This window comes from Roseibium sediminis (genome assembly GCF_008711325.1).
In the GTDB taxonomy this organism is placed as follows: Bacteria; Pseudomonadota; Alphaproteobacteria; order Rhizobiales; family Stappiaceae; genus Roseibium; species Roseibium sediminis.
In genome coordinates, this window is record NZ_VXDB01000006.1 from 188,717 (window position 1) to 211,886 (window position 23,170).

Annotated in this window: 35 protein-coding genes and 1 tRNA gene; 20 read left to right on the forward strand and 16 right to left on the reverse strand. The window is 55.0% G+C overall.

Annotated features, from left to right (window positions below; all coding sequences use genetic code 11):
- Window positions 1–9: 9 nt before the first annotated feature.
- Both F0155_RS08095 and F0155_RS08100 read right to left on the reverse strand, forming a co-directional pair.
- Complete coding sequence (locus F0155_RS08095) at window positions 10–783, reverse strand: SIMPL domain-containing protein (RefSeq protein WP_208999185.1); 774 nt, start codon at window positions 781–783, stop codon at window positions 10–12.
- Between the two features lie 85 nt (window positions 784–868).
- A complete protein-coding gene (locus F0155_RS08100; RefSeq protein WP_208999186.1) occupies window positions 869–1,975 on the reverse strand; it encodes an AI-2E family transporter in 1,107 nt (368 codons plus the stop codon).
- A gap of 226 nt (window positions 1,976–2,201) precedes the next feature.
- Here F0155_RS08100 and F0155_RS08105 point away from each other — a divergent pair.
- Window positions 2,202–2,278: transfer RNA gene (locus tag F0155_RS08105), tRNA-Ile, on the forward strand.
- Window positions 2,279–2,371: 93 nt separating this feature from the next.
- Here F0155_RS08105 and F0155_RS08110 read toward each other — a convergent pair.
- The 12 genes from F0155_RS08110 to F0155_RS08160 all read right to left on the reverse strand — a co-directional run bounded on the left by F0155_RS08110 (window position 2,372) and on the right by F0155_RS08160 (window position 10,370).
- On the reverse strand, window positions 2,372–3,433 hold the full coding sequence (locus F0155_RS08110; protein ID WP_150523992.1) for a tyrosine-type recombinase/integrase: 1,062 nt from the start codon (window positions 3,431–3,433) through the stop codon (window positions 2,372–2,374).
- Window positions 3,430–3,621: a hypothetical protein gene (locus F0155_RS08115; RefSeq protein WP_150523993.1), complete on the reverse strand. Its 192-nt coding sequence runs from the start codon at window positions 3,619–3,621 to the stop codon at window positions 3,430–3,432. The genes F0155_RS08110 and F0155_RS08115 overlap by 4 nt, the downstream gene beginning before the upstream one ends.
- A complete protein-coding gene (locus tag F0155_RS08120; protein ID WP_150523994.1) occupies window positions 3,621–3,980 on the reverse strand; it encodes a hypothetical protein in 360 nt (119 codons plus the stop codon). The genes F0155_RS08115 and F0155_RS08120 overlap by 1 nt, the downstream gene beginning before the upstream one ends.
- A gap of 3 nt (window positions 3,981–3,983) precedes the next feature.
- Entirely contained in the window at window positions 3,984–4,379 is a 396-nt protein-coding gene (locus F0155_RS08125) for a DUF968 domain-containing protein (protein ID WP_150523995.1), read from the reverse strand.
- Window positions 4,379–4,684, reverse strand: a complete 306-nt coding sequence (locus F0155_RS08130) for a hypothetical protein (protein ID WP_150523996.1) — start codon at window positions 4,682–4,684, stop codon at window positions 4,379–4,381. Before F0155_RS08130 ends, F0155_RS08125 begins: the two co-directional genes overlap by 1 nt.
- Window positions 4,681–5,274 carry a 3'-5' exonuclease family protein gene (locus F0155_RS08135; protein WP_150523997.1) on the reverse strand — a complete coding sequence of 198 codons (594 nt, stop codon included), beginning with the start codon at window positions 5,272–5,274 and terminating at the stop codon, window positions 4,681–4,683. The genes F0155_RS08130 and F0155_RS08135 overlap by 4 nt, the downstream gene beginning before the upstream one ends.
- Window positions 5,271–6,254 carry a recombinase RecT gene (locus F0155_RS08140; protein WP_204934410.1) on the reverse strand — a complete coding sequence of 328 codons (984 nt, stop codon included), beginning with the start codon at window positions 6,252–6,254 and terminating at the stop codon, window positions 5,271–5,273. The genes F0155_RS08135 and F0155_RS08140 overlap by 4 nt, the downstream gene beginning before the upstream one ends.
- Window positions 6,255–6,480: 226 nt before the next feature.
- On the reverse strand, window positions 6,481–7,431 hold the full coding sequence (locus tag F0155_RS08145) for a PD-(D/E)XK nuclease-like domain-containing protein (RefSeq protein ID WP_150523998.1): 951 nt from the start codon (window positions 7,429–7,431) through the stop codon (window positions 6,481–6,483).
- Window positions 7,432–7,591: 160 nt separating this feature from the next.
- Window positions 7,592–7,741, reverse strand: coding sequence for a hypothetical protein (locus tag F0155_RS23385; RefSeq protein ID WP_161599777.1), 150 nt, complete (start codon window positions 7,739–7,741; stop codon window positions 7,592–7,594).
- A 121-nt stretch (window positions 7,742–7,862) separates the two neighbouring features.
- Window positions 7,863–8,195: a hypothetical protein gene (locus tag F0155_RS08150; protein ID WP_150523999.1), complete on the reverse strand. Its 333-nt coding sequence runs from the start codon at window positions 8,193–8,195 to the stop codon at window positions 7,863–7,865.
- Window positions 8,196–8,775: 580 nt separating this feature from the next.
- Window positions 8,776–9,597, reverse strand: coding sequence for a hypothetical protein (locus tag F0155_RS08155; protein ID WP_150524000.1), 822 nt, complete (start codon window positions 9,595–9,597; stop codon window positions 8,776–8,778).
- Window positions 9,594–10,370, reverse strand: a complete 777-nt coding sequence (locus F0155_RS08160; RefSeq protein ID WP_150524001.1) for a helix-turn-helix domain-containing protein — start codon at window positions 10,368–10,370, stop codon at window positions 9,594–9,596. Before F0155_RS08160 ends, F0155_RS08155 begins: the two co-directional genes overlap by 4 nt.
- A 28-nt stretch (window positions 10,371–10,398) precedes the next feature.
- Here F0155_RS08160 and F0155_RS08165 point away from each other — a divergent pair, with 28 nt between their 5' ends.
- The 6 genes from F0155_RS08165 (at window position 10,399) to F0155_RS08185 (ending at window position 14,458) form a co-directional block, all read left to right on the forward strand.
- Window positions 10,399–10,635 (forward strand): helix-turn-helix domain-containing protein, encoded by a 237-nt coding sequence (locus tag F0155_RS08165; protein ID WP_150524002.1) that lies wholly within the window; start codon window positions 10,399–10,401, stop codon window positions 10,633–10,635.
- A gap of 250 nt (window positions 10,636–10,885) precedes the next feature.
- Window positions 10,886–11,392 carry a hypothetical protein gene (locus F0155_RS08170; protein ID WP_150524003.1) on the forward strand — a complete coding sequence of 169 codons (507 nt, stop codon included), beginning with the start codon at window positions 10,886–10,888 and terminating at the stop codon, window positions 11,390–11,392.
- 3 nt (window positions 11,393–11,395) lie between these two features.
- Window positions 11,396–11,932, forward strand: coding sequence for a hypothetical protein (locus F0155_RS08175; protein ID WP_150524004.1), 537 nt, complete (start codon window positions 11,396–11,398; stop codon window positions 11,930–11,932).
- 749 nt (window positions 11,933–12,681) lie between these two features.
- A complete protein-coding gene (locus F0155_RS08180) occupies window positions 12,682–13,260 on the forward strand; it encodes a hypothetical protein (RefSeq protein ID WP_150524005.1) in 579 nt (192 codons plus the stop codon).
- Window positions 13,257–13,382, forward strand: a complete 126-nt coding sequence (locus F0155_RS24035) for a hypothetical protein (protein ID WP_280176997.1) — start codon at window positions 13,257–13,259, stop codon at window positions 13,380–13,382. Before F0155_RS08180 ends, F0155_RS24035 begins: the two co-directional genes overlap by 4 nt.
- Window positions 13,379–14,458, forward strand: a complete 1,080-nt coding sequence (locus F0155_RS08185; protein ID WP_150524006.1) for a DUF7146 domain-containing protein — start codon at window positions 13,379–13,381, stop codon at window positions 14,456–14,458. The genes F0155_RS24035 and F0155_RS08185 overlap by 4 nt, the downstream gene beginning before the upstream one ends.
- 17 nt (window positions 14,459–14,475) lie before the next feature.
- On the opposite strand, the gene F0155_RS08190 is transcribed toward F0155_RS08185, so the two are convergent.
- Window positions 14,476–15,156 carry a hypothetical protein gene (locus F0155_RS08190; protein ID WP_150524007.1) on the reverse strand — a complete coding sequence of 227 codons (681 nt, stop codon included), beginning with the start codon at window positions 15,154–15,156 and terminating at the stop codon, window positions 14,476–14,478.
- Between the two features lie 44 nt (window positions 15,157–15,200).
- Here F0155_RS08190 and F0155_RS08195 point away from each other — a divergent pair, with 44 nt between their 5' ends.
- The 7 genes from F0155_RS08195 (at window position 15,201) to F0155_RS08220 (ending at window position 18,916) form a co-directional block, all read left to right on the forward strand.
- Window positions 15,201–16,580, forward strand: coding sequence for a DnaB-like helicase C-terminal domain-containing protein (locus F0155_RS08195; protein ID WP_150524008.1), 1,380 nt, complete (start codon window positions 15,201–15,203; stop codon window positions 16,578–16,580).
- Window positions 16,577–16,858, forward strand: coding sequence for a hypothetical protein (locus F0155_RS08200; protein WP_150524009.1), 282 nt, complete (start codon window positions 16,577–16,579; stop codon window positions 16,856–16,858). Before F0155_RS08195 ends, F0155_RS08200 begins: the two co-directional genes overlap by 4 nt.
- A complete protein-coding gene (locus F0155_RS24110) occupies window positions 16,858–17,112 on the forward strand; it encodes an NrdR family transcriptional regulator (RefSeq protein ID WP_425299915.1) in 255 nt (84 codons plus the stop codon). The genes F0155_RS08200 and F0155_RS24110 overlap by 1 nt, the downstream gene beginning before the upstream one ends.
- A complete protein-coding gene (locus F0155_RS08205) occupies window positions 17,109–17,525 on the forward strand; it encodes a hypothetical protein (protein ID WP_150524010.1) in 417 nt (138 codons plus the stop codon). The genes F0155_RS24110 and F0155_RS08205 overlap by 4 nt, the downstream gene beginning before the upstream one ends.
- The gene (locus tag F0155_RS08210) at window positions 17,522–17,935 is read left to right on the forward strand and encodes a thermonuclease family protein (RefSeq protein WP_150524011.1); all 414 of its coding nucleotides are present in this window, start codon (window positions 17,522–17,524) and stop codon (window positions 17,933–17,935) included. The genes F0155_RS08205 and F0155_RS08210 overlap by 4 nt, the downstream gene beginning before the upstream one ends.
- Window positions 17,936–18,002: 67 nt before the next feature.
- On the forward strand, window positions 18,003–18,470 hold the full coding sequence (locus F0155_RS08215; RefSeq protein WP_150524012.1) for a hypothetical protein: 468 nt from the start codon (window positions 18,003–18,005) through the stop codon (window positions 18,468–18,470).
- 197 nt (window positions 18,471–18,667) lie between these two features.
- Window positions 18,668–18,916 (forward strand): hypothetical protein, encoded by a 249-nt coding sequence (locus F0155_RS08220; RefSeq protein WP_150524013.1) that lies wholly within the window; start codon window positions 18,668–18,670, stop codon window positions 18,914–18,916.
- Between the two features lie 248 nt (window positions 18,917–19,164).
- Here the strand turns inward: F0155_RS08220 and F0155_RS08225 are convergent, their stop codons facing one another.
- Complete coding sequence (locus F0155_RS08225; protein ID WP_150524014.1) at window positions 19,165–19,821, reverse strand: hypothetical protein; 657 nt, start codon at window positions 19,819–19,821, stop codon at window positions 19,165–19,167.
- A 110-nt stretch (window positions 19,822–19,931) separates the two neighbouring features.
- Here F0155_RS08225 and F0155_RS23390 point away from each other — a divergent pair, with 110 nt between their 5' ends.
- Genes F0155_RS23390 through F0155_RS08250 form a run of 6 tightly spaced genes read left to right on the forward strand, consistent with a single transcriptional unit; the run spans window position 19,932 to window position 23,162 of the window.
- Complete coding sequence (locus tag F0155_RS23390; protein WP_161599778.1) at window positions 19,932–20,084, forward strand: hypothetical protein; 153 nt, start codon at window positions 19,932–19,934, stop codon at window positions 20,082–20,084.
- Window positions 20,084–20,398 (forward strand): hypothetical protein, encoded by a 315-nt coding sequence (locus tag F0155_RS08230; protein WP_150524015.1) that lies wholly within the window; start codon window positions 20,084–20,086, stop codon window positions 20,396–20,398. The genes F0155_RS23390 and F0155_RS08230 overlap by 1 nt, the downstream gene beginning before the upstream one ends.
- Before the next feature lie 5 nt (window positions 20,399–20,403).
- Entirely contained in the window at window positions 20,404–20,658 is a 255-nt protein-coding gene (locus tag F0155_RS08235) for a 4-hydroxythreonine-4-phosphate dehydrogenase PdxA (RefSeq protein ID WP_150524016.1), read from the forward strand.
- Between the two features lie 5 nt (window positions 20,659–20,663).
- Window positions 20,664–21,146, forward strand: coding sequence for a hypothetical protein (locus F0155_RS08240; protein ID WP_150524017.1), 483 nt, complete (start codon window positions 20,664–20,666; stop codon window positions 21,144–21,146).
- Window positions 21,118–22,698 (forward strand): terminase, encoded by a 1,581-nt coding sequence (locus tag F0155_RS08245; RefSeq protein WP_150524018.1) that lies wholly within the window; start codon window positions 21,118–21,120, stop codon window positions 22,696–22,698. Before F0155_RS08240 ends, F0155_RS08245 begins: the two co-directional genes overlap by 29 nt.
- Window positions 22,692–23,162, forward strand: coding sequence for a hypothetical protein (locus tag F0155_RS08250; protein ID WP_150524019.1), 471 nt, complete (start codon window positions 22,692–22,694; stop codon window positions 23,160–23,162). The genes F0155_RS08245 and F0155_RS08250 overlap by 7 nt, the downstream gene beginning before the upstream one ends.
- The last annotated feature ends 8 nt before the right edge of the window (window positions 23,163–23,170 follow it).

A 23,170-nucleotide genomic window follows, 5' to 3' on the forward strand; every position in this document is an offset into this window, starting at 1 on the left:
TCGTCGCGGTTATTCGGAAACGAGTTCCCAGCGGATGTTGACCGAAGCCTCGATGGTGTTTTCGCCCACTTCCACGGGGACCGCATCGGCTGCCATGCGGGCTTCCATCATCATCATGCCGCGTGGCTGGGGACGGTAGCCGCCGTTTTCGGAGATATCGAGAACGTTGCCCAGCTTCGCTCCAGCGGCTTCGGCCAGAAGCTCTGCACGGGCTCTGGCGTCGGCAACAGCCTTCTTGCGCGCTTCGTTCAATTTTTCTTCCGGGTCGCTGATCTGGAAGGAAATGCCACCAATCTGGTTGGCACCGCTCTCAACGACCGTGTTGAGGAGTTCCCCGAGCTTTGCAAGGTCGCGCACATTGATCGTGACACCGTTGCGCACGTCATAGCCGATGATCTTGGGGGCCTTGTTCTGACCCTGCTTGGAGTTGTCATAACGCGGGTAGATCGAAAATCCGGAGGTCTGGATGTCCTTGGCCTCGATCCCGGCAGACTTGATCTCGTCGATGACGGCTTTCATCGCCTTGGAATTGGCGGCAAGGGCCTCGGGCGCTGTCGAGCCGGGGGAGACGACTTGCGTGGTGATCACGGCCATGTCCGGTGCGACGCTGACCTGCGCCTGCCCCGTGATGGTGATGCTGGGAATAAAGTCGTCGCCGGCGCGGGCGAGAGACGGCGAGAGGGCCGCAAGGGTAAGTCCGACTGCAGTGACAAACGGGAGGGCCCGGCGCTTCAAGCCTGCAACTGGATTTGGGGAAACGGATTGGTACTTTGCAATGGTCATAGATTTCACCTGAATTGTGAACCGGAGCGGTTCATGATGACTGGCAAGGTCTACCCTGAATACGGCAAGGCAATGACAGGCCGGTTCAGGCGCCGTTCATGTCCTTGACAGCTGTGGAAGATGTTGAATCATCAACGATATTCCCGTCTGCAGACAAAAGGACTGCAATTGGCCGCGAGGCGGGGAAACGAGCGCAGATGATCATTGTGACCACAGTAAGGGGCACGCAAAGCACCATTCCCACGACGCCCCAGATCGCGCCCCAAAGCGCCAGCGACAACATGATGACGATGCCCGAGATGTTGAGGCTGGAGCCCATCAATCTGGGTTCAATCAGGTTGCCGATGGAAAACTGGATGATGCCCAGTCCGACGGAAATCACGAAAAACGGTGTCAGCGTATCAAAATAGACAAGCGCAAGCAGGCTGGGGAAGATCACGCCGATCATCGAGCCGATTGTCGGAATGTAGTTCAACACGAAGGCAATGAACCCGAATAGCGCTGCATAGGGCAGTCCCATGACGATCAGGACCGCGCTGGTCAGTGCGCCTGTCGCGATGCTGACAGCGGTCTTGATGCCGAAATAGTGGCGAATGCGGTTGTTGATTTCCGCGCGAACCCGGAAGGCCGCTTCAGCCTTCTCGCTGTTTGAAAACAGCCGCGCAAACTTGGTGTCGAATGTGGACTGCTCAAGGATCAGGAACAGCGTGTAGATGAACACAAGTGAGGCGGAACCGGCGATCTGGGTGATGAAGCCTGCACCGGCAGTGACCATCCGCTGTACGCCTCCCTCTGGCATGAGGTCGCGAAACTCGATCGGGTCGTTCAGTTTCAAAAGGGTTGCGACCTGATTGAAGAGGCTCTCAAGGCGCGCCTGATAAATGGTTCCGTCGCGCGCAAGGTCTGCAAGATTGGCAGCGACCATGTCGAAGACCACGGTTCCTGCAGAGAATATCAGGACAAGCGAAAGACCAAGGGACAGCCAGCCGGGAAGAACGGGGCGTCCGTCCCTTGAGGGCGCGCGGGCGAGAAAGGCCGACAGGGCGTTGATCAGGTACCAGACGACAAGGGCGATCACGAACGGCAGCAGGAGCGAGCGCCCGACGACCAGCAGCCAACCGACCAGGCAAACGAGAATGAGGCTGAGGGTTACCGGCAGAAGGGAGGAGCGCATGAAAAAGGCCTTGATCACAAACAGCTGTCCTATCGGTAACCGGTCTTGGCACCGGGTTCCAGTCTCTGGCCGATTACTTGCGCGGAATTCTCCGCGTGGCACACCTGAGATGTGGACGAGAAGCACGCAGGATCGGCTGAAGCGTTCTGCGGAACGCAAACCGTCTTGCCCCGCCGTTTTTCCGTCTGTATACGGTGGCTATCGCAGCCGCCGTTTCATGTTTCGAATCGACGCTGGCTGCCGTGGGCCTGTAGCTCAATTGGTTAGAGCCGTCCGCTCATAACGGATTGGTTGGGGGTTCGAGTCCCTCCGGGCCCACCATTCTTTTTTTCGAACTTAAATCCCTTCTTAAATTCAATGGCTTGTGGGGCAGGGTGTCCCACGTTTAGGGTGCCGGGAACGCCGTGGGACACTTTACCAATCCATGTTGCTCAGCGAGTTCATGGCATCCGCGGCCAAACGCCAACGCTCAACGCCCTTTGTGTAGACCTCAGATGTCTTTGCTTGGGTGTGTCCGTGGATAGACATAATTTGATATTGGCTTGCCCCTTCTTGGGCCAACAAATTGCCGGTGGCCTTCCTAATCCCGTGACTTGATAGGTGGTGAAGTCCGGCATTGTCGCACCATTTTCTGAATCGGTTTCGCAAACCCTCAGGAGATTGAAAGGGCTTGCCGTACTCAGTCAGCAGGTAGGTAGGGCCTTGGATTTTCATGGAACGAGTTGCGGTCAAAAGAGGTGGCAACATTGGGATTTCGACATAGGCTGATCCCTTCTTCGTCGGTTGCCAGCCAAGCCCCTTTATTCCGTTTCTTTCAAACTCATTGCTTCGTCCAAGAAGAATTGCATCACTGATCCGGCAGGCCGTGAACATGAATAGGGTAAGGCACAGATGCGCCATTGTTCCCGGTTCATGATGCTCACGGTATTTTTTAAGATCAGCAACGGTCCACGGCTTTGCGCCACCTTTCCCCTTGTTGATCTTTCCGACTCCGATTGCCGGATTGACCTGCGCATGGTTCCGCTCAATTGCCCAGGCGTATAATGAGCGAACCGCCTTTATGAAGTTGTCGGCGGAACCCGGCGTGTCGGCCATGTCGTCACGAATTTGTAACAACTGGTCTTGGGGCATTGCCAAGGAATATTCTTCATAGGGCTTGAGCAATTTGAACTTGGACCGGCGTTGAACAAGTGTGGCTTGTGAATAAAGTCCTTTGCCAACCTGATCCTCTAGCCACTCCGTATAGGAGGAAATCAACCAACCAAGTGAACCTTTGATCTTGGTGTCGATCGGCTTTGCCTCCGGGGGAATTTCAATTCCTCTTCGTGCGGCCTTGTAATGCTCGGAAAAGTCCTTGTGGTCCGGGCCAATGTGAAGCGTGACGCGCCTTGTTGGTTTTCCCTCGACGCGGACACGAAAGCGGTAGTTCCCCGAAGGGAGCTTTTCTTTGATTAGCCCTGGGTAATTGACTTTCAATTCTTGGTCCCCGGCCACTGTTTGGGGCCTAATCCTGTGTTTGTTTCCGGTCCACTGTCAATTCTGGTGAATACCAAGCGCACTTCGCTCGGGCTCATGATGCATTCGCGCACGGTCAGGCCTTCGCCTTTGGCGGCCTTTATGGCGCGGCGCATATCCGCTTCGGTAACTGCTGCGCGTTTTGCCATCAACTTGCCTCCCTGATTTCATCTTCTGATACCGGAACACGGAAGTTCTCGGCGTTGCGTTCGTCCGTGGGGTGAAGCTCTGGTACAGGATGGGGGCGGGCCGTGTAGCCCTTTGCACCTGCCTTGACCAACAAGGCGATGGCATTGGCGCGGCGCTGGCCGGTCATGAAAGCCACATCGTCAAAGATGATTTCAAAAGCCTTGATGATCTCCTGCAGGCCGATTTTGAAGCCGTTTCCGAGGCGGTACAAAACCCGGTAATCCTCGACACATTCCCTCAAGCTTTGTTCCTCGATCGGCGTCAGGATGTTGCCTTCAATCGCGTTCTGCAGGGCTGAGATTTTGTGATAGGGGCGCATTCGCTATCTGACCTTCTGTGCCTCAGAAATGATCTTCCTGCCCACCTCGATGTTCCCTGAATTAGCGTAGAGCTGTGTTGCCACTTCCAGCGGGTCGATGCCGACGCCTTGCCAAAAGGCTTGCTCGTTTCCGCCATGCTGCAGCCGGTGTTCTTCTGGTGTCATGGGAACTGTCCAGGCATCATCGGGCTTGCGGCCCATTGGTGTGCGGCGCTTGCGGTGCTTCGGATCGCCATAGCGGACATGGCAGGCTTCACAGCCATAGGCACCAGACACAAGGCTTGGCAGTTTGCGGATATAGGCAAGGTGCGCTTCGTCTGTGATGCGGGCCTGTTTTTTTGAGCTCGGATCTACAGAAAACGCCGTGTCTTGGTGTGGGTTCAAAAAGCGGTAGGTCATCAGGCCGCTCTCCTGCTTTCCGCAAGCTTTGCCGCTGCCTCATAGTCCCAACGTTGCAGGCGAAACCCTCCCTTGGTGTCGTTCTCGTAAAGCATCCAGTCTGCCCATGCCTTGAGAGGGGCAGGCTTGAAACACACGGTCTCGCCGCGCTTGATGACGACCAACGTTTCCGGGTCATGCCCGACTTCCTGCAGCTTGCGAGCCAATGGCCGGATACTGCTCCCCTTGGTCTTGGTGATGCTGTGTTCGCCACATGTTGCGGTCTGCTGTGCGCCGTTGCCGGTCAAGGTGATGGTCAGGGTCATGCCGCTTGCTCCATTCCCTCAATCAATCCCTTGGTGCAAAGGGTCTCGTAGAGAACGCGGCAAGCGTCTGCCCTAGCGTGCGGGTCTGCCGGATCAATCCCGCTCTCTGGTGCAATTGCTGTGAGCGCTTCTTGCATCGTTGGCGGAACATAAGCGCCGTTCTCGTCCTGCTTGCCGATGATGATGCTGCAATGATCAACAAGGCTGGTGAGCGTGAGCAGCGGGCGAATGTGTTCTGCAGGATTGCCGCCATGACGCAGCAACGCGGAACGAATAACGTTCAAGTCAAAGTCCAGATCCCAAGCGACCACGCGGGAAGACAAGCTTAGGGCGTTGGTCAGCCATGCCAGCGCGATCCGTTCCGGTAATCCGCGGCTGTTTGCAATCCGGCTGGTGATGCCGTGAGACTTTTCCGCCGTTGCCGAAACGCTGCTTTCTTCCTGGCGGATATAGCTCCGGTACTCCGCAAAGGTTCCGTTTGCATCCCATTGAACAATTCCAAGGGCGACCGGGCGGGGGTGCTGCGGGTCATCCATCGACAACCCGCGATTTACACCCGTTGCCGCCACATTGAGGGCAAGGGTGATCATGCCGCACCTCCAAGCTCTTGAATGCGGTTCTGGCGCAAGGTCTTCGCTTCGCCCTTCAATTCCTTGGAGAGGGCGTTGATTGCCGCGCTGTAAGCGGTGTTGAGATTGTTGACCTCTTCAACCGTCTGGCACTTCACCAGCGCGGCCTTGTAAGCGGCCAGCGGGTCGGCATGCTCCTGCAGATGTTGTTCTGCCAGTGTGCCTTCAATCTGCTGGCTTTCATCCCATTGCCTTTGCGCCTCTTCCTGCTGCAAAGGGGTGTCACCAGAAGGCGCGGCGTCAAAACCTGACCCTTCATGCCCCTGTTCCGCTTCTGGCTGTTCTGCCGTTGCCTGTGCGGTGGTGGTGTGAACGTGGTCGAGGTCGAAACCTTCGGCCTGTTCCGGCGCGATTGTCTGCTCGGCGCGTTTGGCGGCCATGCGATCGGCAAGGGGAACGGCTTGCGGCGTGATATCCGTCATGCGCTCGTATTCGTCGGGCTCCATGATGCCGGAAAAGCCAAAGGCATAACGGGCGCACTGGATAGCCGACTTGTGCCGTAGCATACGTGCCGGCCATTTCTTCCAAGGCTCGGTGGGCCGGAAACATTCGGCCATGTACTCGGTGACGGAAATCGGGCGGTTGCGGTCCTTGCGATAAATCCGGCACGTAACAGAGGACAGTTTGCCGTCTCCGTCGAACTGGTCTTCGAACTCCATCCCGTCAAATTCGGGGTGGGAGTTGATCAGCTTCATCCAGCCATCAATGGATACGATCGGCGTAATGCCACCACGATCAGGAAACGCATAGATTTCCTTTGTCAGGGGGTTCAGATCGTATTCCTTGGCGACCATCAGGAACGCGGCAAACTGCTCGTTAGAGCAATCCCCCTTGATCACGGAAGCCTTGATTGCGCCTATGAAAGCAGCGGGTTCCATGTCGTACCGGGCGGCCATGGAGTTGACCAAAGACGGCCTTTGAATTGTTGCTACCTGGTTCATTCGGTCCCCCTGATTGCTTTGTTTAGTGCGATGCGAAGTTCACGAAGCTGACCAACTCCCATAGGGGCATTCTCTGTGTTGTCGCCCATGGCCGCCGCATATCCTCGATGCCAGCAAAGAAGGTCTGACAAGGCCCAACTCAATTCATCAGCTTCGGACTTCAACAAGCGGAGTTCGACTACAGGGTCGCCTACCTCTGCAAAGTCTGGATCGGTAAGGGGCCTGCTCATGCAGCTTGCTCCAATTGGGGTGTTTTCAGATCGGCCTCGATCACTTCCCGCGCATAGTCGTTGATGCGCACGGGGCGGCCTTCATAGGGTCTTGCCCCCGGCCAGATGCCGGACTTCCTGCAGGTGTGGATGGTGTCGAGGCCGTGACGGATCAGGGCTTCACCAAGGTCAAGGTCATCTTCTGAAAGCTCGATAACCTGAGTGTCTGGCGTGTCGCCGGTGCAAACGTAGACATTGGCGAAGGTCTCGAAGGGCAATCCAAGTTCACGGCAGGCCATGCGGACGCCCGCGCCCTGGATGAAATACCCGTTGTCCTTCAACTGCCTTTGGATGAAGCGTTCATCCATGGAAGAGGTCGTTTTCAGGTCTGCCCAAAAGCCATCTAGGGCCTCATTGTCAGGGCGTGACTTGAACCACAGGCCGGTTGCCGCGTCCTTGATAAACAGGGAACGTTCAACGGAACCATTCAGGATGCCTTGCTGAACAAGCGGGTGCCCTGCTGCATCCTCGGCAATGCGGCGGATCTTCTCGATTTGATCATTGGTGACAATGACCTTGCCGCCTTGATCCTGCACCCAAGCCTTGCAGTAGTTCGCGTTGTTGTTCCACGATTTCACTTCACCGCTCTTTGCATCCGGGTATGTTTCCGGTTGAACTGCGAAGCCATCCGAAAACACCTCGTCGCCCAAAAGAAGGGCATGCACAGCCTTGCCGAGGTTTAACGCCGTGGTGGTCTTCGGCTCGATCCGGTTCGGGTTTTGCGCCCACTGATGCCAAAATGCCTTTGGGCTTCCACCAAGGGACGGGAACAGGTTTTTCAAGGATGACTTTGACACGCTCGGGGCGTCCAGTAGGTCAAGCTTGTTGTGGTAGAGCTCAAGCGGGATGCCGGTATAGACACCCGGTTCCGTGATGGTTCCACCGTCCCATTGAATAGCTTGGGTCATGGGTTCAATTCCTACTTTGCCTGTTGCGCGTCTCCACACGGGAGAAGCGGAAAAGACGGCCAGCGAACCGGCCAAGTTGAGGGAGGTAACGGGTGCCCGGTGGAGCGGAGGAGAAACCCCACCGGGCTTGCGCGGCTTGGGAGGAGGAAAGCCGCTTAACTCAGTGCTTGAAGGCGTTCACAACAATGGTGACGAAGAGGCCAACAAGCGCGGACGCAACGGCGCGGAAACCAAATTGAAGAACGGCGCCTTCTGCCCTGTCTTCCGGGTAATCCTTGCGCTCGGGCACATACGGGTAGCGCATGGTCATTGGGCCGGTCCTATTTCAAAATCCACAAGGCCATGGAGACGGGCCAACTTCATTGCTTCCCGCTCTCCACTGACGGGCCAAAAAGTGCCCGTCTTGATGCAGGTGAGGAAAAGCGGGGCGGTCATGCAGCCACCTCTTCATTGTGCAGATGGGTCAGGATTTCATCGCGGCGCTGCTCAACGGCGGCCATGATCTCGGCATGGAACAAATCGGTTGCCGGAACCTCGCGCCAGTAGATGCGGGAAGCCTTGCCGTCTTCAACGCGGATCTGCAGGCGGTCACTGCGGAGAACGTCACGTTCCCCAAACTTGTTATCGGCGGAAACGGTCGCGATGTAGAGATAAACGCCGTTCAGGTCGAAGTCTTCGCGGCCCGTCAGAGTGGCATCAACACCAAGATCAAGCTCTCCGATGTGGTGAGAAGCGCATTCAAGTTCCAAGGTAAATTCAAACATTGCCGTTCCTCCAAAACGCTGGCGAAAGATCTGGTCAAACCGTCTTCGTTTCGCTCTCGATGATTGAAAAATACCGATGTGGTATATTTTAGTCAAGACCAAAATGGTATTGACGTCAAAAAAAATACCGATATGGTTTGCAGTGCTCGCCTGTTGGTGAGCGCTGACAGGGCTGCGTATCCCGAAAGGGACCGCCTGCCGGTCTTCTGGTAGCTTCGGGTTCTAGCCCGCCTTCTGGGGGATTTGGTTCGTAGGGTGCAGTGGTGGCCGTTCCTGTCGGTGAGCCGAAGGCCTGGGACTGCTAGAGAGTTCTCTCGTGCTCACTCACGGGGGAGGGGCATGCAACGGCAAAGGGTATCCGATCCCCTGCATGTGATGGCTACCTGAGCCAATAAAAACGGATCATGACCCGCTCGGGCAATGCCTCGTCATATGGGGTAGCGGTGATGCGTATTGGAAACCTCGTGAAAGTCCCTCTTGGGAGAGAGCCAATAGCAGTATCCTTTGGGTTCTTGTGGCCCTTAAGGGGATACTGCGTTTGTTTCCTGATCTTGAACCCTTTGGGAGAGTATTAAATGACTTATCTGGTTCTTTTGATAATGAGATCAAATATACTTCTGCACTGATGGTGCAAATCTTGTTTTGCGTGGATAGAATGTATCTCAATATCTAATGTTGTTTTGGGGCGTATGCGAGAAAGTATATTGTTTGCTCTGCTTAGTCGGTTGAATTCATATTCATCAATATCTAGGTTTATTAGTCTATCCAGATTATTTATCTCAGTTTGAAAGTAATCATCAATAGCGGAGTTGTTGAGTTGGGCTGCGGACAGTGAAATCAAGCGAAGCCGATCCAGTGTTATTGTGCGAAAATAGTTTAAGTTTCCGTTGTAAGAAGAGGGGTCGTGTTCAATATTGATCCTATTGAAGTTATCGTTGTGCTGGATGACATTATCACGAATGCACCAAAATAAATTATTTCTCTCTATGTCAGTAAGTGGTTTAAACGAGAAATCAATTGCTAGTTCGATAGGTAAATCCCGATTATTTAATCTTCCCGTTGCCATCAGATCAGCAACATTCTTTAAACACTTAACATATTCTGTATAAACTGGACTGCCATCGAAGCATGTTGGTGGTGCGGGTTCTGTGGATTGATCGTATTGATGTGCATACTTACGGATAGTGAAAATGGCTATCTTTTCTGCTGCGAATACGTCCTCAAGTTCTTCTGTGCACACTACGCGGTTAAATCCACGTTTCTTGCAGATCTCTAGGCTTCTTTGAATCGCTCCTTCTCGAAGGCGAACATAAGCCTCGGCTACTTCGTTTTGGGTGGGGCCGATTGCTGAGGAAATAGTAGGAATGAAAATCAAAAAGATTGCCGCAAGTACTTGTCTCATAACATATTAATCACGCATATCACTTTTGCTATTACCCGAACTTCGGTGGTGTCGTTATCGTGATCGTTGTAGATCACGGGTTCCTGAAACCGAGGATCTGTTGATTCTGGTCGGAGTTCAATGGAGCCGTTCTTGCGTACCGCGCGCTTCGCCGTTCGCTCGATCGTCAGGCCGCCATCGCGGGAGCGCTCGACAATAACGATATCGTTGTTTTTCAGATCAATACCGGCCTGCATGTAGTCGACGCAAAGAACCAAGTCACCATCCTGGGCGATCTTGTTCATGCTCTCGCCCTTGATCCGCAAAAGATATTGATAGGGAAGAGGAAAGCGCTTGTCCCCGCCGACAATCATCGATTGTTCCGGCTCCGCACCTTCGAAAAGATCGGCCTCAAGCCAATGGCCCGCGGCAACTTCGCCTTGAATGAGTAACGGTTGGGGGCTGCTTAGGCTCGAAAATACATTGATCTCGGTGTCACCTGCAGCGTTGGTCTTGTGCCCTTGGTTGTCTGTGCCTGACTGATCATCTGGAAAAAGCAAATGAGCAGGTTCAATGCCAAGGTGGGGGGCAAGGCGTTTGGCCCAATCAGGCGTAAGCTGGCGTTCGCCGGTTTCCAGGCGACGAATTTGCGGTTGGGAAGTCCCAATCAGATCCGCAAGGCCTGCTTGTGTCAGGCCTTTTGCCAAGCGTTTTTCCTTTAAGATGCTCATACCACATTGGTAATACGCTCTCAGATCGATATCCAAATCCAATATGGTATTTTTATCTTGCATAATTATACCTATTTGGTATTTTCTTGATATGAAACTCTCTGACTATCTGGCGACCGAAGGACAGTCGCACGCGCAGTTTGGTGAACGCGTTGGCGTTTCTCAGGCTGCCATCAACCGATATGCCAACGGCGAGCGCATCCCTCGGGCGGAAATCATGGCCAAGATCGAAGAGGTGACCGGTGGTCAGGTCACCGCGGTAGATCACTACGCAGCTAAGTCAGAAGCCGCTGCAACCAAGGCCACTTCACATTCCCAAGCCGCCTAGAACGGCAAGGCATCGTCACGGGCCTCAACGGTCCGGGGCTCGGGGCCGGTTGGTTTCAAATCCTGGCTCCAAACCAATTTGATCCGGCGCTTTCTCAAACGCTCTCCAAGGCTATCAGCGCGCCGGGTGCCACAGGCCACCAGCTTGAGAACGTGGGTTTCGGTTTGGGGTGTCTGTCTGTTGCTCATGAATTTGAAATGAGCGTTGCGTTTTCGCGTTTCACGGTTGAACCACTGGAAAGCTTGCAACCATGTCAATGAATTACCTGCCGCGTGATGAATATGACCGGCTTTCGATTGCCTCCAAGGATCTGGTGAAGAAGGTTGGCGGCGAGGCGAGGGCGCTTGAAATCACCGGCTACAAGCAGGCCACGCAGATCAGCCGTTGCACCACGATTGACGGTCTGGACCGTCGCTTTTTCCCGATCAAGGCGGTTGCCGAACTTGAGGCCGATGTTGTCGAGAGTGGGGCCATTCCTCCGGTCACTGCGGTTTTGGCTGCAATGGCCGGTTTTGATCTGGTGCGCCGGGAACGGTGCAAAGGCGATGTGTGTGCGCTTTCCTCGCTTGGTTTGATGATGAAGGCGGTTGGAGAGGCAACGGCCTCTGTGACCGACGCCTATGCGGATGGAAAGCTGACCGCAAAGGAAAAGGCCGATAGCCTCGCTCGCCTGCTGGCTTTGGCCGATCAGGTTTCCCGCACGATTGCGATCTTGCGCGGTGAACAAGTCTCCCCTGAAAACGAAGAGGATATCTGACCCATGGAACCGGGACACAACACCCGCGCCAATGACGCGGTTTTGGCATTTCGTCTGACCTCCCTGCAGAAGGCGCAAGAGGACAAGGCCAGTCAGGACGGTAAATACAGTTCGGCCATTGCCAAGCTTTCCGCCAAGGGCTTCAACACCGACGCGGCAAAGGAAGCCCTGAAAATCCATAAGGCAGGCAATGCGGCTGAAAAGGTCGCCTACCTGCAGGATCTTGCCAACTTCCTCCGCATTCTCGGAACGCCGCTTGAAAGCGATCAACCGGACCTCTTTGCAAAGCAGTCGAACAAGATGACGCCGGAAGAACGCGCCCGCGAGGATGGTTTTGGCGCGGGTATCCTCGGCCTTGGTCAGGACAAGAACCCGCACAGCGTTGAAACGGCCAATGGTCAGGCATGGCTCAAGGCTTGGCATGATGGCTGTCAGGAACGCCAGAAGGTCGCCCAGGCGGAAGCCGTCGAAGCTGAGACCGAAGAGGCGGAAACCTCCCAAGACAATGAAGAGCAAATCGATATCGAGGATGCGGCCTGACGCTGCGCCTTGATGCCGGGTCAGTGCGGCGGCTGATCCGGCTTCACCCTTCCAGAACAACAAGCGGGGTCAGTCATGCGTGGCAAGCCGGGTAAGTTGATCGATCTTACAGGAAAGAGATTTGAACGCCTCACGGTGATCGATCGAGACATTAGCAGGAACAAAGGATCTTCCTTTTGGAACTGCATCTGTGATTGCGGTGAAAAACGCTCTGTTTCATCCCAAAAACTGCGTAGTGGACATACGAAGTCGTGCGGATGCTTGAAAGATGAGAAAGCAAAGATACGGCTGACTGTGCATGGGCTGACCGTATCTAACAAGCGCCGCGACGAACTGAATATCTACTGCAAGATGAAGAAGCGTTGCTATGACGTTTCCGACCCTGCTTACGATAGGTACGGCGGGCGCGGGATTGCCGTTTGTTCTCGCTGGTTAAACGGGGAACGCGGAGAGACCGGATTTGCCTGCTTTATGGCCGATATGGGGCCGCGCCCCTCCCGTTCCTACAGCATTGATCGAAAAGACAATGGAGGCCCATATTGTCCAGAAAACTGCCATTGGGCTACCGCTGAACAGCAAGCACGGAATACACGGACCTATCGCCGCGTTTCATACGGTGGTCGGACTATGGGTATTCACGATGCCTGCAGGGTAGCGGGTATCCCCTACGCCAATGTTCGCTCCCGCCTCAGTAAGGGATGGACTGTCGAGAGGGCTCTTTCGCAGCCTCTTGGCGTGAGGAGGGGAGCATGAGGGTAGCTGGCTTGGACATCGCAACGCGTTCCGGGTGGTGCATAGCCACGGGAAGCACCTACCAAACCGGCCTGTTTGATGCCTCCAAGGTGGGCAAGCGCAAGGTCTCTTGTGACGCCGAGCGCAACCATAATTTTCGGCAATGGCTTCGAACCCTGCTGATCACGAATGAGGTTCAGCATGTGGCGATAGAACGCCGCGCCGTCTCGAACATGAAGAAGAAGGTCAGGGACGAACTGACCGGGAACATGGTTGAGCGTGTGGTGACCAATGACGCCACGGCGGCAACACTGGCCTACCTCAATAACTGCGCTCAGGAAGTATGCTTTGCGCTGAATATCCGGTTTGAAATCGTGGCGGTCCAGTCGTGGCGTAAGGACTTCCTTGGAGGGCAAAAGCCGGGGCCGGGGGAAGACTGGAAGGACGTAGCAAAGCGCGTCTGCCAGATGATGCAGATCGAGGCGCGTTCAAAGGATGCGGCGGAAGCTGCAGGCATTGCCTTCTGGCTTCAAACCCAACTGAAATTGCAGCGGGCCCATAGCGGCGCCGGTCCTCTGTTTGGAGAGGCGGCATGACGTATATGCTCGGATTGATCCCCCTTGTGCTGGCCCTTGTCCTGATCGTCGCCGTGGTGATTGTCGATCGTCGGCAGGAAAAGAAGAAGACCAAGCACACCGGCCATTGGGGGGGCGTATGAACGACCTCAATCAAGCTTGGGCCGATTTCAAGGCACGGGCGAATGAAGTTTCGCTTCTGGATGCTGCAAAGGGCTGCGGTGCAACGCTGAAACGAGCCGGGGGCGGGGAATATGTCGGGCCTTGCCCTTGCTGCGGTGGACGGGACCGCTTTGCGGTAAACGAGACAAAGAACAAATGGGTTTGTCGCGGTGCAGGTGGTGGCGGTGATCCGATCGGCCTTGTCATGCACTGCATGGGCCTTGATTACACAGGGGCCTGTGAACACCTCACGGGGGACGAACCACCAACCGGCAAGCGCGAATATTCCGAAGAAGACAAGAAGCGGTTTGCCCAACGCAAGGCACAAGCCGAACAGCGCGACCGGGAACGGCAGGAAGAAGAGGCAAGGGACGAACAGGCCCGCCTTGATATTGCAAAAGAGCTTTGGGGCGAAGCTCGCCAGATCACCGGAACGCTGGCCGAACGGTATCTGTTTTCACGGGTGAAGGGGCTGGAAGCAAAGGGGACGTTGCCCGATGTGCTCAGATTTCACCCGAACGCCTTCCTTGCCAAAGGACAATATCACCCGGCTTTACTCGCTCGTGTCGACAACGACAACGGCGAACAAGTCGGAACCTGGCGGATCTTCCTCGACGCACAAGGAAACGCCCTCAAGGACGCGGACGGCTCAAAGATCAAGCGCGGATTGGGGCCTTGTGGGGGCGGCGCTGTTCGTCTGTTTGCTCCTGAAACTGACGGTCATATTGCTGTCTGCGAAGGTATAGAAACAGCCTTTGGGGTCCGCATGCTCTCGGGTCTCCCGGTCTGGTCCTGCAGAACGGCAAACGGGCTCTCTTCTTTCCATCCCCCCTTTGAAATTCAACGGGTCTCGATCTTCCCCGATGGGGACCGGTTCAATTGGCAACCGGACAAGGGCAGGTGGCTGGATCCGACCGGGATGCGCGAAGCCCTGAAACTGGCCGAACGGCTCAAGGCAGAAGGGATTGAAGTCCTCCTTCAACCCGCACCAGCCCCCGGAAAAGACTTCCTCGACCTCTGGAACAGTTACTTCGAACGCATGGAGTTGGTGGCGTGAATAATAGTGCCTTACCTTCAGTTTGGTGTGAGTTCTTCATTGCAGTGTTTGAGTTCTTTCAGAACAATATTTGCAAGAATTTTTGTTTCAGAAAGTTTATCTACGTATCTGGAGCTTTGTTGCTCTATGGTTTCACAAAGGGTATCGAATGCCGTAGGAAAGTCGGCGGCGGGACCTATGCTTCGGTCTACAAAATCTTCCAGCAATTGTTGCGTCACAGAAACCGCCGATCTAAAGCTAGCTTCTGCTTTTGTGTCGTTAAGGATGTGGTTCAAAGATGCAAGGGGAATTCTCCGAATGGTTTCTTTGCAGGCTTCAAAATCAGAAGGTTGGATTTCTGCGAAGGCTTTGCGGATGTTCTGCAAGGTGTTCAGCGCGCCTATTACAGCAGTGAGCCGATCCGCTTCGTTGATCAGATTGTTCTGCATACGCAGCAGCTCAGTTTGCCTAATGTGCAACTGCTGCAATCTAATTTGCCTTTGAATGGCTGTGAATGCAGTCCAAGCTCCAACAAGCGCAGCAAGGCCACCGAACCATCCACTCAGCGCACCAATCCAACGGGTCAGGCACTGATTGACCGATTCTCCGGTGCCAAGAACACCGGTCATCGTGCAGCCATTGTCGACCAGCATCCAAAAAACAATCAACGAAACAAAACCGCTGACGACAAATGCCAGCCAAATAGAATTCTTTTTCATGCGCGGATTTCTACCACTCCTTTCGTTCATAGGGGAGTCCTTGCATGACCTTCCGATTTCCCAATATCCCCGACCGCGAAGCCGAACTTTTGGGCCTTGTCCTGAACAACCCGGTTTCCATTCATCAGGTTGTCGACCGTGTGCCGGAAACGGCCTTTCACAATGACCTGACGCGGACCATCTGGCGTGAAATGCTGGCGCTAACCCGATCGGGAACCAAGATTTCAATCCCGATGCTGCGGGAGAAGGTAAAGGCCGATCCTGCACGGTTTGGAATACCGGACCTTGCAACGTTCCTGATGACTTGCTGCGACCGGGTAGACGGTGATGTGAGCCTTGACGATCTGGCCGAGGTTATGGCGGATCATGCCGCGCTTGATAGCGTGCAAAGCATCCTCAAGGACGCGCAAGAGAAGATCGCCAAGGGGCAGAGTACCGGCGCTGATCTGGCGCTCTCCTTGAAAGCCTCCTTGGACAGGATTTTGACGTTTTCGGTCCGCTCCGAGAATGTGACTTTGGCAGAGGCGGCGCTCGCATACGCAAATGAAGCGTCCAATGCGTTCCAAACCGGGGCTCAAATCGGGATGGATTGGGGGCTCAAGCCGATCGACCGGATTGCGGGAACCTTCATTGACGGTGATTTCATTGTCTTGGGTGGGCCTTCCTATCACGGCAAGTCTGTACTGGCCCATCAGATCATCATGCACATAGCCAGCCGTCGCCCGGTTCTGCAGATCCAGCCGGAAATGAAGCCGGAAATGATCGCAGGTCGGGAACTGGTAACGAGAACCGGCGTTTCCTCAAAGGCGGTGCGCGCCGGAGAGGTGACGCAGGCGGATATTGAAAAGATCCTGCTGGCGGCCAAGAGGCTTGAAGGCTTGCCTTATGAGGTCTGCCATACCGGTGACATGCGGGTGTCAAAGATCCGCTCCCGCATTGAAAGCTTCAAGCATCGATATGGTGATTGCGGCTTGGTGGTGGTCGACACGATCAAGCACGTTGACCCCGAGGATAAATCCTGCCGCGGCCTGATCGACCGTGTGCAGGCATCGGCGCACAAGCTCTACAGGATCACCAAGGATCTCAATGTCACGATGATGGTCCTCGCCCAGGTCAAAGAGGAATTCTACAAGCGGTCTGACGTGATGTTCCACACCAATGACCTCTTTGGTGGCGGTGAACTCGGGCAATTGGCCGACATAGTTCTGCTCATGCAGCAACCGGCCCAAAAGATGGAAAGTCTCTCCGGCCGGGATGACCGGGAACAGGCGAAACTCGACAAGATCATCAACGACTGGAAGGGGCTCGCCCAAATCAAATGCACCAAGGCGCGCAATGGCCGCATGGGAGAAAAGAAACTGCGGTTCAATCCCGATCGCGTCCGCTTCGAAGACCCCGAGGACGAACAGGAGGTCATGCTGTGAAAGAGCTGCAAGAACAGATCGAGGAAGCGCGGCGCATGGTGAAGATCAACCAGTCCAAGGCGGCCAAGAGTGGGGCAACGATCGAGGACGAATTGAACTACGAGAAATCCCGCAACTGGCTCCTGTCCCTTGAACTGCGGGTCTGGAAAGGCATCGCCACGCTGCAAAGGAAACTTGGAAAAGGGCAACAGCCGGCACAAGCAGCAAAGCCCAAGCCAATGACCCCAAAGGAACGTGCAGAAGCGGCCTTTGCACAATTGCAGAAGGAGGGCGCGTGATGGATTGCCCGAGATGTAGTGCTGCAACTTCTGTGAAGGACAGCAGGCCATCGGCCAACCTGATCCGCCGTCGCCGGGTGTGTGGTTCCTGTGGCCACCGGTTCACGACTTACGAGGGCGCGGAAGCTGACAGACTGTCGACACGAACAGCACGGCAGACGCGGGAGAAAATAGGCGCTCTCAGCAAAACATTGTCTGCGATCCAAGACGAATTGCGCATCCTGCAAAACAGCGTGAAAGGATTGGGTGAATGACTTCGGGCGGCCACGTTGACAGGATCGCCGGGGAATTCGGCGTTCACTTCATCGACCACACCAAGCGAGTGAAAGGGCGCCACCAGTCAAAGGCACGGCGCACCTGTCAAACGCTTCTCAAGAATTACGGGCCCGAGCATCTACGTCTGGTGTTCGGCCTGATCAACACAACAAGGAACCGGGGCAATTGGGTGTCTCAGGTTTTCACGGCGGTTTCCTGGCTGATCCTGAACAGGCCGGAGCTGGTGGAGCGGTCGGATTTCCTGACCCTCTTTGATCAACTCGACCTCGATGCGCTTCTTGCCAGTGCAAAGCGGGCGAACAGGGACGCGCCAACGGTCACGATGACGGTTCTGCTCTCCTACAAAATGGACGAGCTGACGGAAGCAACACGAAAGGAGAAAGCAGCGTGAGGATATTGATTGCGGTTTGCATGCTCGGGCTTGGAATAGCCTTTGCCGGTGCACAGGAGATCACAGGAACGGTTTCCCGCGTGATTGACGGCGACACCCTTCAAATCAATGAGCTGCGCGTCAGGCTGTGCGGCATTGATGCGCCCGAGGATCACAATCCGGGGGCTGCAGAAGCACTTGAGTACCTTGAGCAACTGGCAAGGGGCAAAGAGGCAAGGTGTGTGGTGGTGGGCGGTGGAACGCCCTGTGATACCCGATCGCCGGTTATCAGTTCAAAGCGTGTGGTCGCCCAATGCTTTGTTGGTGAGCTGGATCTGGCCGCGGATCTTGTCGCCAAGGGCCACGCCTGCGATTGGCCGAAGTTCTCCGGCTATCACTATGCAGACAAGACCATGTGCACGGCGAAGTGAAAACCGTGTCTTAAGTGATTACATATCTTCCGTTGATGATCTGGCTGGCTGAAAAAAGGCATTTGATATGGACGTTGTTTTGAATTGGTTTTCAGCAAACCCGAGCGACGGGATAACCGCGCTTGTCTCAATTTTTGCCCTCGTGATTTCCGCTTGGGCTCTACTGGTTGCCAAGTCAGCCAACAGGTTCAACGAGAATAGCCTTTTATCAGAGCGTAGAATTGCCGTTCGGAGCTGCTGTAACGAAGCAGAGATCATATTGCTAGGGTTCAACTCACAGGCGGAACGGGCCCAAAGAGCATGGTGGCAAAGCGCCGTTGAAACTGGTGGTGCACTGTCATTTTCCCCAACCGGTAAACACAACGAGTTGGAGGATCTAAAACAGAGGGCAAATGTACTCGCTGCCCGGGTCTTAGAAATTAAGTCTCGGCTTGATTGCGAAGATTTCCAATCCCTTGAGGCGTCAAAGAGCGAGATCGAGCGGGCGTTAAGTCAGGTCAAACAGCTATCTCAAAGCCTCTCTCTGCCAAAATAGGAGACACTAACTTGCTTCCTGATACACCCGAAGAAATCCTTGCCCGCCTTATCGAAGCCGTTGAAGTGGTCGCTGCCACAGGAAAGGGCGACGGTCCCCGCAATGTCCTCTCCACTTGGCCCGATCCTGAAATGGTGAGGAATGTAAGACGGCGGCGGCAATACTCCCCTCTGGAAATATCACGGGCCGAAGAGGCAATGACCTGGTGGCCTCTGGTCGAAGATGTGGAAGCGCGCCGAGCCTTGCAATTTGAGGTCATGTGTCAGGCCGGGGCGGGTAAATTCAGTCAGGTTTGCGAAAAATATGGCTGGAAACGCACAACGGTTATCAGTCGCAATCGCGTTGTTCTGAAAAAGCTATCCGAAAAACTGTGTCTAGGCAGTGGGTTAAGACAATCGGGCATGGTTGCGGACTTCGACAAAACCGGCTTAAAACAAGCCTCATAAGGTTACCTTGAAGAAATGCGCCAAAAAAAACGGCGCTGCCTTCAAGAGACATGCGCCGGGAATTGCCAAGAACATGCGGCAAGGTTGATGGTCCAACACCCGGCAAGATATCTGATTTGGAGGGCTCGCGCAAAGCGGGCCTTTTTCACGTCATGCCGGTGGGCTGTTCCGCACGCCTCGCAAGCTAAATGGTAGAGTCTAACCCAGTCAAAAAGGATCGGGTATTTAACGAACTTAAGCTGAAAAATTCAAAGGCGTTTTAGTCGTCCGTCCATAATAGCAGTCGTCGCTATAGATGCGGCCTCTGGTGACGCGATCCATTCCATATTTTCCTTTGTGATATGTTGTTCGATGGATGCAAGAACCTCAGCTTTTTTCGAATATAGGCTGCGGTTAAGTTGAACAATGGTGTCTTTGTCCGAGAACGCTTGGTGAGGTATTATTGTTTCTAGGAAGCCCTGCCTACGAAGCCCGTAAAATGGACCGTACGCACCCAATGACTGTAACCGTCCTTTCGGTTGGTGGCAGACATGAAAAAGAACAATCAACTTTGCTTGGTCGAGAACTGGAATGAGAGATAGCAGCTCTTTAGCCCGCTTGCGGTTGTAGTAGGGCTCTTTTACCAAGGCCCAAAAGCGCACAAGCAGTGTCCACACCGCTTTAACAAATCCAACTAGAATAAAGCCGACACCAAAGACCATAAAAAAGATGGTTTGACCTGAGAGCTCAACAGCGGAAGGCCCTGCTAGAGTAATTGGTATCCCACTTCTTAGATTGTGCGCGATGTCGATCGCAAAAAATCCAGCTCCGGCTATCAATGATGTGAGTCCAAAAACGCCCGGCCTAGGTGGCGCTTTCTCCCAAAGTGTCGAAAGAAATGTTAACGCTGTTGTTGGTTCTGCCATGGAACTCTCAAAAATGAATTTGTAGGCGCTAGTCAAAAGGACTCGTCTTTTAGCTCAAATATTGCCCGCCTTACAGCACGTTTGGCGGGTTTTTCTATGGAGTTCATGAAATGCCTTCTGAGCAATCACAGGAAGCCGTGACTTTGATCGTCAAGGCCTATGAAGTGTCAGGACTGCCGCAACAGGCGTTCGGCTCTCTGCTCAAGGCCATTGCGCGGGATTTCGAGGCTGGCCGTGTTCATGAACCTGAAAGGGCGAACTGATGCCAGATCCTCAAGGCATCCTTGCCGGTGCGATGCGAACGCTGCAGCCGTACAAGGATGCGCCGAGAGAGGGGGAGTGGCTGGTTTGTGAAAACGGCCATGTGATCGCCCAATATATCCAGAAGGAAGCAACAGGCCTCAAGGATTGGGGCCGCTTTCTGGGCGGTTGCACTATCGACCACAAGAACGGAAGGCGCCGGATCACCTGCGGAATATGCGGGGGTGTCAGTCTGAACCAGTCAATTCACGGGTTTGTCTGCCGTGTGGTGCCTGACAAGGCGGTCAAGATGGCCGTGCAGGCTGTAGGGGCTTGAAGATCATGGACAAGGTTGTCTCTCTGAACGGTGGGCCGATCTCTCAACCCGGCGAACCTAACGCCCAATGCGTCGAGGCTCTGGAAAAGGCTCTCGAAATGGCGAGGGCAGGGGCAATAGATGGGGTGGCTATTGTGGGCCTCTACCCAGACAACTGCAGCGACTACCGGTTAGGCGGGCGCGTGGGTGGCTACACCATGCTTGGGGCGGCTCAAATGGTGGTGCAGGAATTGGCACTTGCCAATCTGGATGGGGAGTAAAAGGCATGCCAGCACCGAAGGGCAACAACTACGCTGCAAAGTGGCCGACCCCAAAAGAGCGGCAAGCAGCCTGCAAGGCGTTCTGTGACCATATCTCGCACGGGTTCTCCATCGAGAGTTTCCCTGACGCTTCCCGCAAGACAATCCGCTACTACGCCGAGCAATATCCCGAAGATTTTCCGCCCGAAAAGCTGGAAGAGGCCGCAAGACGTGGGCTGTTGTTCTGGGAAAAACTCGGGCAGCAAGGCGCACAAGGCAAGATTGACGGTTTCAACTCCGCCTCGTGGATCTTCAACATGAAGAACCGGGCAGGGTGGCGCGATCGCACCGACATCGATGCAAGGGGCATCTTCGGCACCCCGGACGATGCGCAAAAAATGGAGAAGCTGAAACCTCGCAGCACAGAGCAAATCGCCCTCGGTGTGATGGCAATCCTGACAGGTGAGAAAGCGGGCGACGATGGCAACGGCTCTGGAAGCTCTGATTGACAAGATCAACAGCATGGATGCCGCAAGCCGGGTTGCCTTGCAAAAGCAACTGGACGAAGCCGGGGTTCTCGACCAGTTCGAACATTGGGCGCCGCAACCCGGGCCGCAAACGGACGGATATTTCTGCGAAGCGGATCTGACCTACTACGGCGGGGCTGCAGGTGGGGGGAAAACCGACCTGATTGCGGGCCTGTCCCTCTTTGCACATCACAAGGTGGCGATATTTCGCGACAGTCTGAAAAGCTGCAAGGGCCTGATAGAGCGCATGAACGCCATCATGCGATCGGCAGGGATGGGGAAGATTGCAGGCAACCCGCCTCGTTGGGTGGCTCCTGATGAACGAATGATCGAGTTCGGACATTTGGGAGTGCCGGGGGCCGAAGAGGATTGGCAGGGGCGCGACCACGACCTGAAAGCCTTTGATGAAGCTGCGCAGATGGATCCGCGCAAGATTATCTTCGTGATGGGCTGGCTGCGATCGACAAGGGCAGGGCAACGATGCCGCGCCTTGCTGGCTTCTAACCCGCCGCTCAACGGTCAGGGTGATTTTCTGGTGGAATGGTTCGGCCCATGGCTCGACCCGCTGCACACGCTTTATGGATCGGTGAAACCGGGTGAATTGCTCTGGGCGGTCTTCATCGATGACGGTGACGCAATCCGATCGGTGTGGGTGGATGGGCCTGAACCTGTGGAGATTGACGGGGAAGTCAGGACGCCAAAAAGCCGGACATTCATCCCGGCAAAGCGGCAGGACAACAAGTTCCTGGGTGAAGACTACGACGCACAGCTTGACCAGATGCCGGAACCGTTGCGCACGGCGCTCAAGACCGGCGACTTCATGGCTGCTCGGCAGGACCACGAATGGCAGGTGATCCCGTCTGAATGGGTGGAGCTTGCCTTCCAGCGCTACGAGGCTGGCGTTGATGCAGGCAAGCCCATGGACGTGATAGCGGTCGACGTGGCGCAAGGGGGCAAGGACAAGACGTGCCTTGTCCCGCTGCAGGGTGTGCGCTTTGAAGAGGTGATCAGCCGCAAGGGTGTCGATACCAAGGACGGCGCGGACGTTGGGTCTCTGGTGATCAAGGAACGGCGCGACAATGCGCTGATCGTGGTCGACTGCACGGGCGGTTGGGGCGGCGACACAGTGGGCTTCTTGAGCCGTGAAAACGATATCCGGGTTGAGAAATGCGTTTTCTCTTCCCACTCCGGGGCCTCGGCAAAGGAAAGCAAGATCCCGTTCTACAATCTCAGGGCGGAAATGTATTGGCGCTTCCGTGAGGCGCTGCACCCCAAGTCTGGCCTCGGGCTCGCCATCAAGCGATCGGCAACCGTCAAGGCGCAATTGACCGCGCACAGATGGAAGCTGCAGGGCGGCAAGATCCTGATTGAAAGCAAAGAGGACATAAAGGCGCGTACCGGCTCTTCACCAGATGAAGCGGACGGTCACGTCATGGCTCTGCAATGGAAAGACAAGGCGGCATTCAAACGGGTCATGAGGGACCAAAGGGCAACGCAGGCACTGCCTGCCGTCGACCCGCTGGACGATTGGTAATCAAGGATCTGAACGTCCGTGATGCGTCCTACATCGCGGCAAACATGCGCCCCCAGGACTTTTCGGAAATCGGGTGTCTTTGGAAGCAATACGACAACCGGGCCCTCGGCATTGTCTGTGTCGATAATGCGGTTGCCGGAATGGCGTGGTCGGTGTGGTGTGATGGGCAACCGGTGGCGGCCTACGGGTTTTCCCACGCTGCGGCCTTTGACCCGGATCACTGGCAGGCGTGGGCCTTTGGAACAACCAAGTTCAAGCGCTGCGTTCCGATCATCACGCGGCATATCGAAAGCATCAAAGACATAATCGAGGCTGAGTGTCGCCGTCTGCAGGTGATCACCAGCCTTGATCATGACGTTTCGCACCGATGGCTTGAGGGCCTTGGTGCCGAGTTTGAGGGCGTCTTGCGCTCTTACGGTCGCAATGGCGAGGACTTCGCCGTCTATTCATGGGTGAGGAAATGATTTGGGGC

Excerpts from the sequence above, each read along its gene's own strand:
- F0155_RS08225 (WP_150524014.1), bottom strand. The coding sequence starts at position 19,821 with ATGGCAGAACCAACAACAGCGTTAACATTTCTTTCGACACTTTGGGAG.
- F0155_RS08165 (WP_150524002.1), top strand. The coding sequence starts at position 10,399 with ATGAAACTCTCTGACTATCTGGCGACCGAAGGACAGTCGCACGCGCAG.
- F0155_RS24035 (WP_280176997.1), top strand. The coding sequence starts at position 13,257 with ATGACGTATATGCTCGGATTGATCCCCCTTGTGCTGGCCCTTGTCCTG.
- F0155_RS08195 (WP_150524008.1), top strand. The coding sequence starts at position 15,201 with ATGACCTTCCGATTTCCCAATATCCCCGACCGCGAAGCCGAACTTTTG.
- F0155_RS08160 (WP_150524001.1), bottom strand. The coding sequence starts at position 10,370 with ATGCAAGATAAAAATACCATATTGGATTTGGATATCGATCTGAGAGCG.
- F0155_RS08190 (WP_150524007.1), bottom strand. The coding sequence starts at position 15,156 with ATGAAAAAGAATTCTATTTGGCTGGCATTTGTCGTCAGCGGTTTTGTT.
- F0155_RS08095 (WP_208999185.1), bottom strand. The coding sequence starts at position 783 with ATGACCATTGCAAAGTACCAATCCGTTTCCCCAAATCCAGTTGCAGGC.
- F0155_RS08230 (WP_150524015.1), top strand. The coding sequence starts at position 20,084 with ATGCCAGATCCTCAAGGCATCCTTGCCGGTGCGATGCGAACGCTGCAG.
- F0155_RS08125 (WP_150523995.1), bottom strand. The coding sequence starts at position 4,379 with ATGACCTACCGCTTTTTGAACCCACACCAAGACACGGCGTTTTCTGTA.
- F0155_RS08240 (WP_150524017.1), top strand. The coding sequence starts at position 20,664 with ATGCCAGCACCGAAGGGCAACAACTACGCTGCAAAGTGGCCGACCCCA.
- F0155_RS08205 (WP_150524010.1), top strand. The coding sequence starts at position 17,109 with ATGACTTCGGGCGGCCACGTTGACAGGATCGCCGGGGAATTCGGCGTT.
- F0155_RS08155 (WP_150524000.1), bottom strand. The coding sequence starts at position 9,597 with ATGAGACAAGTACTTGCGGCAATCTTTTTGATTTTCATTCCTACTATT.
- F0155_RS08235 (WP_150524016.1), top strand. The coding sequence starts at position 20,404 with ATGGACAAGGTTGTCTCTCTGAACGGTGGGCCGATCTCTCAACCCGGC.
- F0155_RS08145 (WP_150523998.1), bottom strand. The coding sequence starts at position 7,431 with ATGACCCAAGCTATTCAATGGGACGGTGGAACCATCACGGAACCGGGT.
- F0155_RS08220 (WP_150524013.1), top strand. The coding sequence starts at position 18,668 with ATGACCTGGTGGCCTCTGGTCGAAGATGTGGAAGCGCGCCGAGCCTTG.
- F0155_RS08245 (WP_150524018.1), top strand. The coding sequence starts at position 21,118 with ATGGCAACGGCTCTGGAAGCTCTGATTGACAAGATCAACAGCATGGAT.
- F0155_RS24110 (WP_425299915.1), top strand. The coding sequence starts at position 16,858 with ATGGATTGCCCGAGATGTAGTGCTGCAACTTCTGTGAAGGACAGCAGG.
- F0155_RS08130 (WP_150523996.1), bottom strand. The coding sequence starts at position 4,684 with ATGACCCTGACCATCACCTTGACCGGCAACGGCGCACAGCAGACCGCA.
- F0155_RS23385 (WP_161599777.1), bottom strand. The coding sequence starts at position 7,741 with ATGACCATGCGCTACCCGTATGTGCCCGAGCGCAAGGATTACCCGGAA.
- F0155_RS08185 (WP_150524006.1), top strand. The coding sequence starts at position 13,379 with ATGAACGACCTCAATCAAGCTTGGGCCGATTTCAAGGCACGGGCGAAT.
- F0155_RS08180 (WP_150524005.1), top strand. The coding sequence starts at position 12,682 with ATGAGGGTAGCTGGCTTGGACATCGCAACGCGTTCCGGGTGGTGCATA.
- F0155_RS08170 (WP_150524003.1), top strand. The coding sequence starts at position 10,886 with ATGTCAATGAATTACCTGCCGCGTGATGAATATGACCGGCTTTCGATT.
- F0155_RS08120 (WP_150523994.1), bottom strand. The coding sequence starts at position 3,980 with ATGCGCCCCTATCACAAAATCTCAGCCCTGCAGAACGCGATTGAAGGC.
- F0155_RS08150 (WP_150523999.1), bottom strand. The coding sequence starts at position 8,195 with ATGTTTGAATTTACCTTGGAACTTGAATGCGCTTCTCACCACATCGGA.
- F0155_RS08135 (WP_150523997.1), bottom strand. The coding sequence starts at position 5,274 with ATGATCACCCTTGCCCTCAATGTGGCGGCAACGGGTGTAAATCGCGGG.
- F0155_RS23390 (WP_161599778.1), top strand. The coding sequence starts at position 19,932 with ATGCCTTCTGAGCAATCACAGGAAGCCGTGACTTTGATCGTCAAGGCC.
- F0155_RS08115 (WP_150523993.1), bottom strand. The coding sequence starts at position 3,621 with ATGGCAAAACGCGCAGCAGTTACCGAAGCGGATATGCGCCGCGCCATA.
- F0155_RS08140 (WP_204934410.1), bottom strand. The coding sequence starts at position 6,254 with ATGAACCAGGTAGCAACAATTCAAAGGCCGTCTTTGGTCAACTCCATG.
- F0155_RS08175 (WP_150524004.1), top strand. The coding sequence starts at position 11,396 with ATGGAACCGGGACACAACACCCGCGCCAATGACGCGGTTTTGGCATTT.
- F0155_RS08215 (WP_150524012.1), top strand. The coding sequence starts at position 18,003 with ATGGACGTTGTTTTGAATTGGTTTTCAGCAAACCCGAGCGACGGGATA.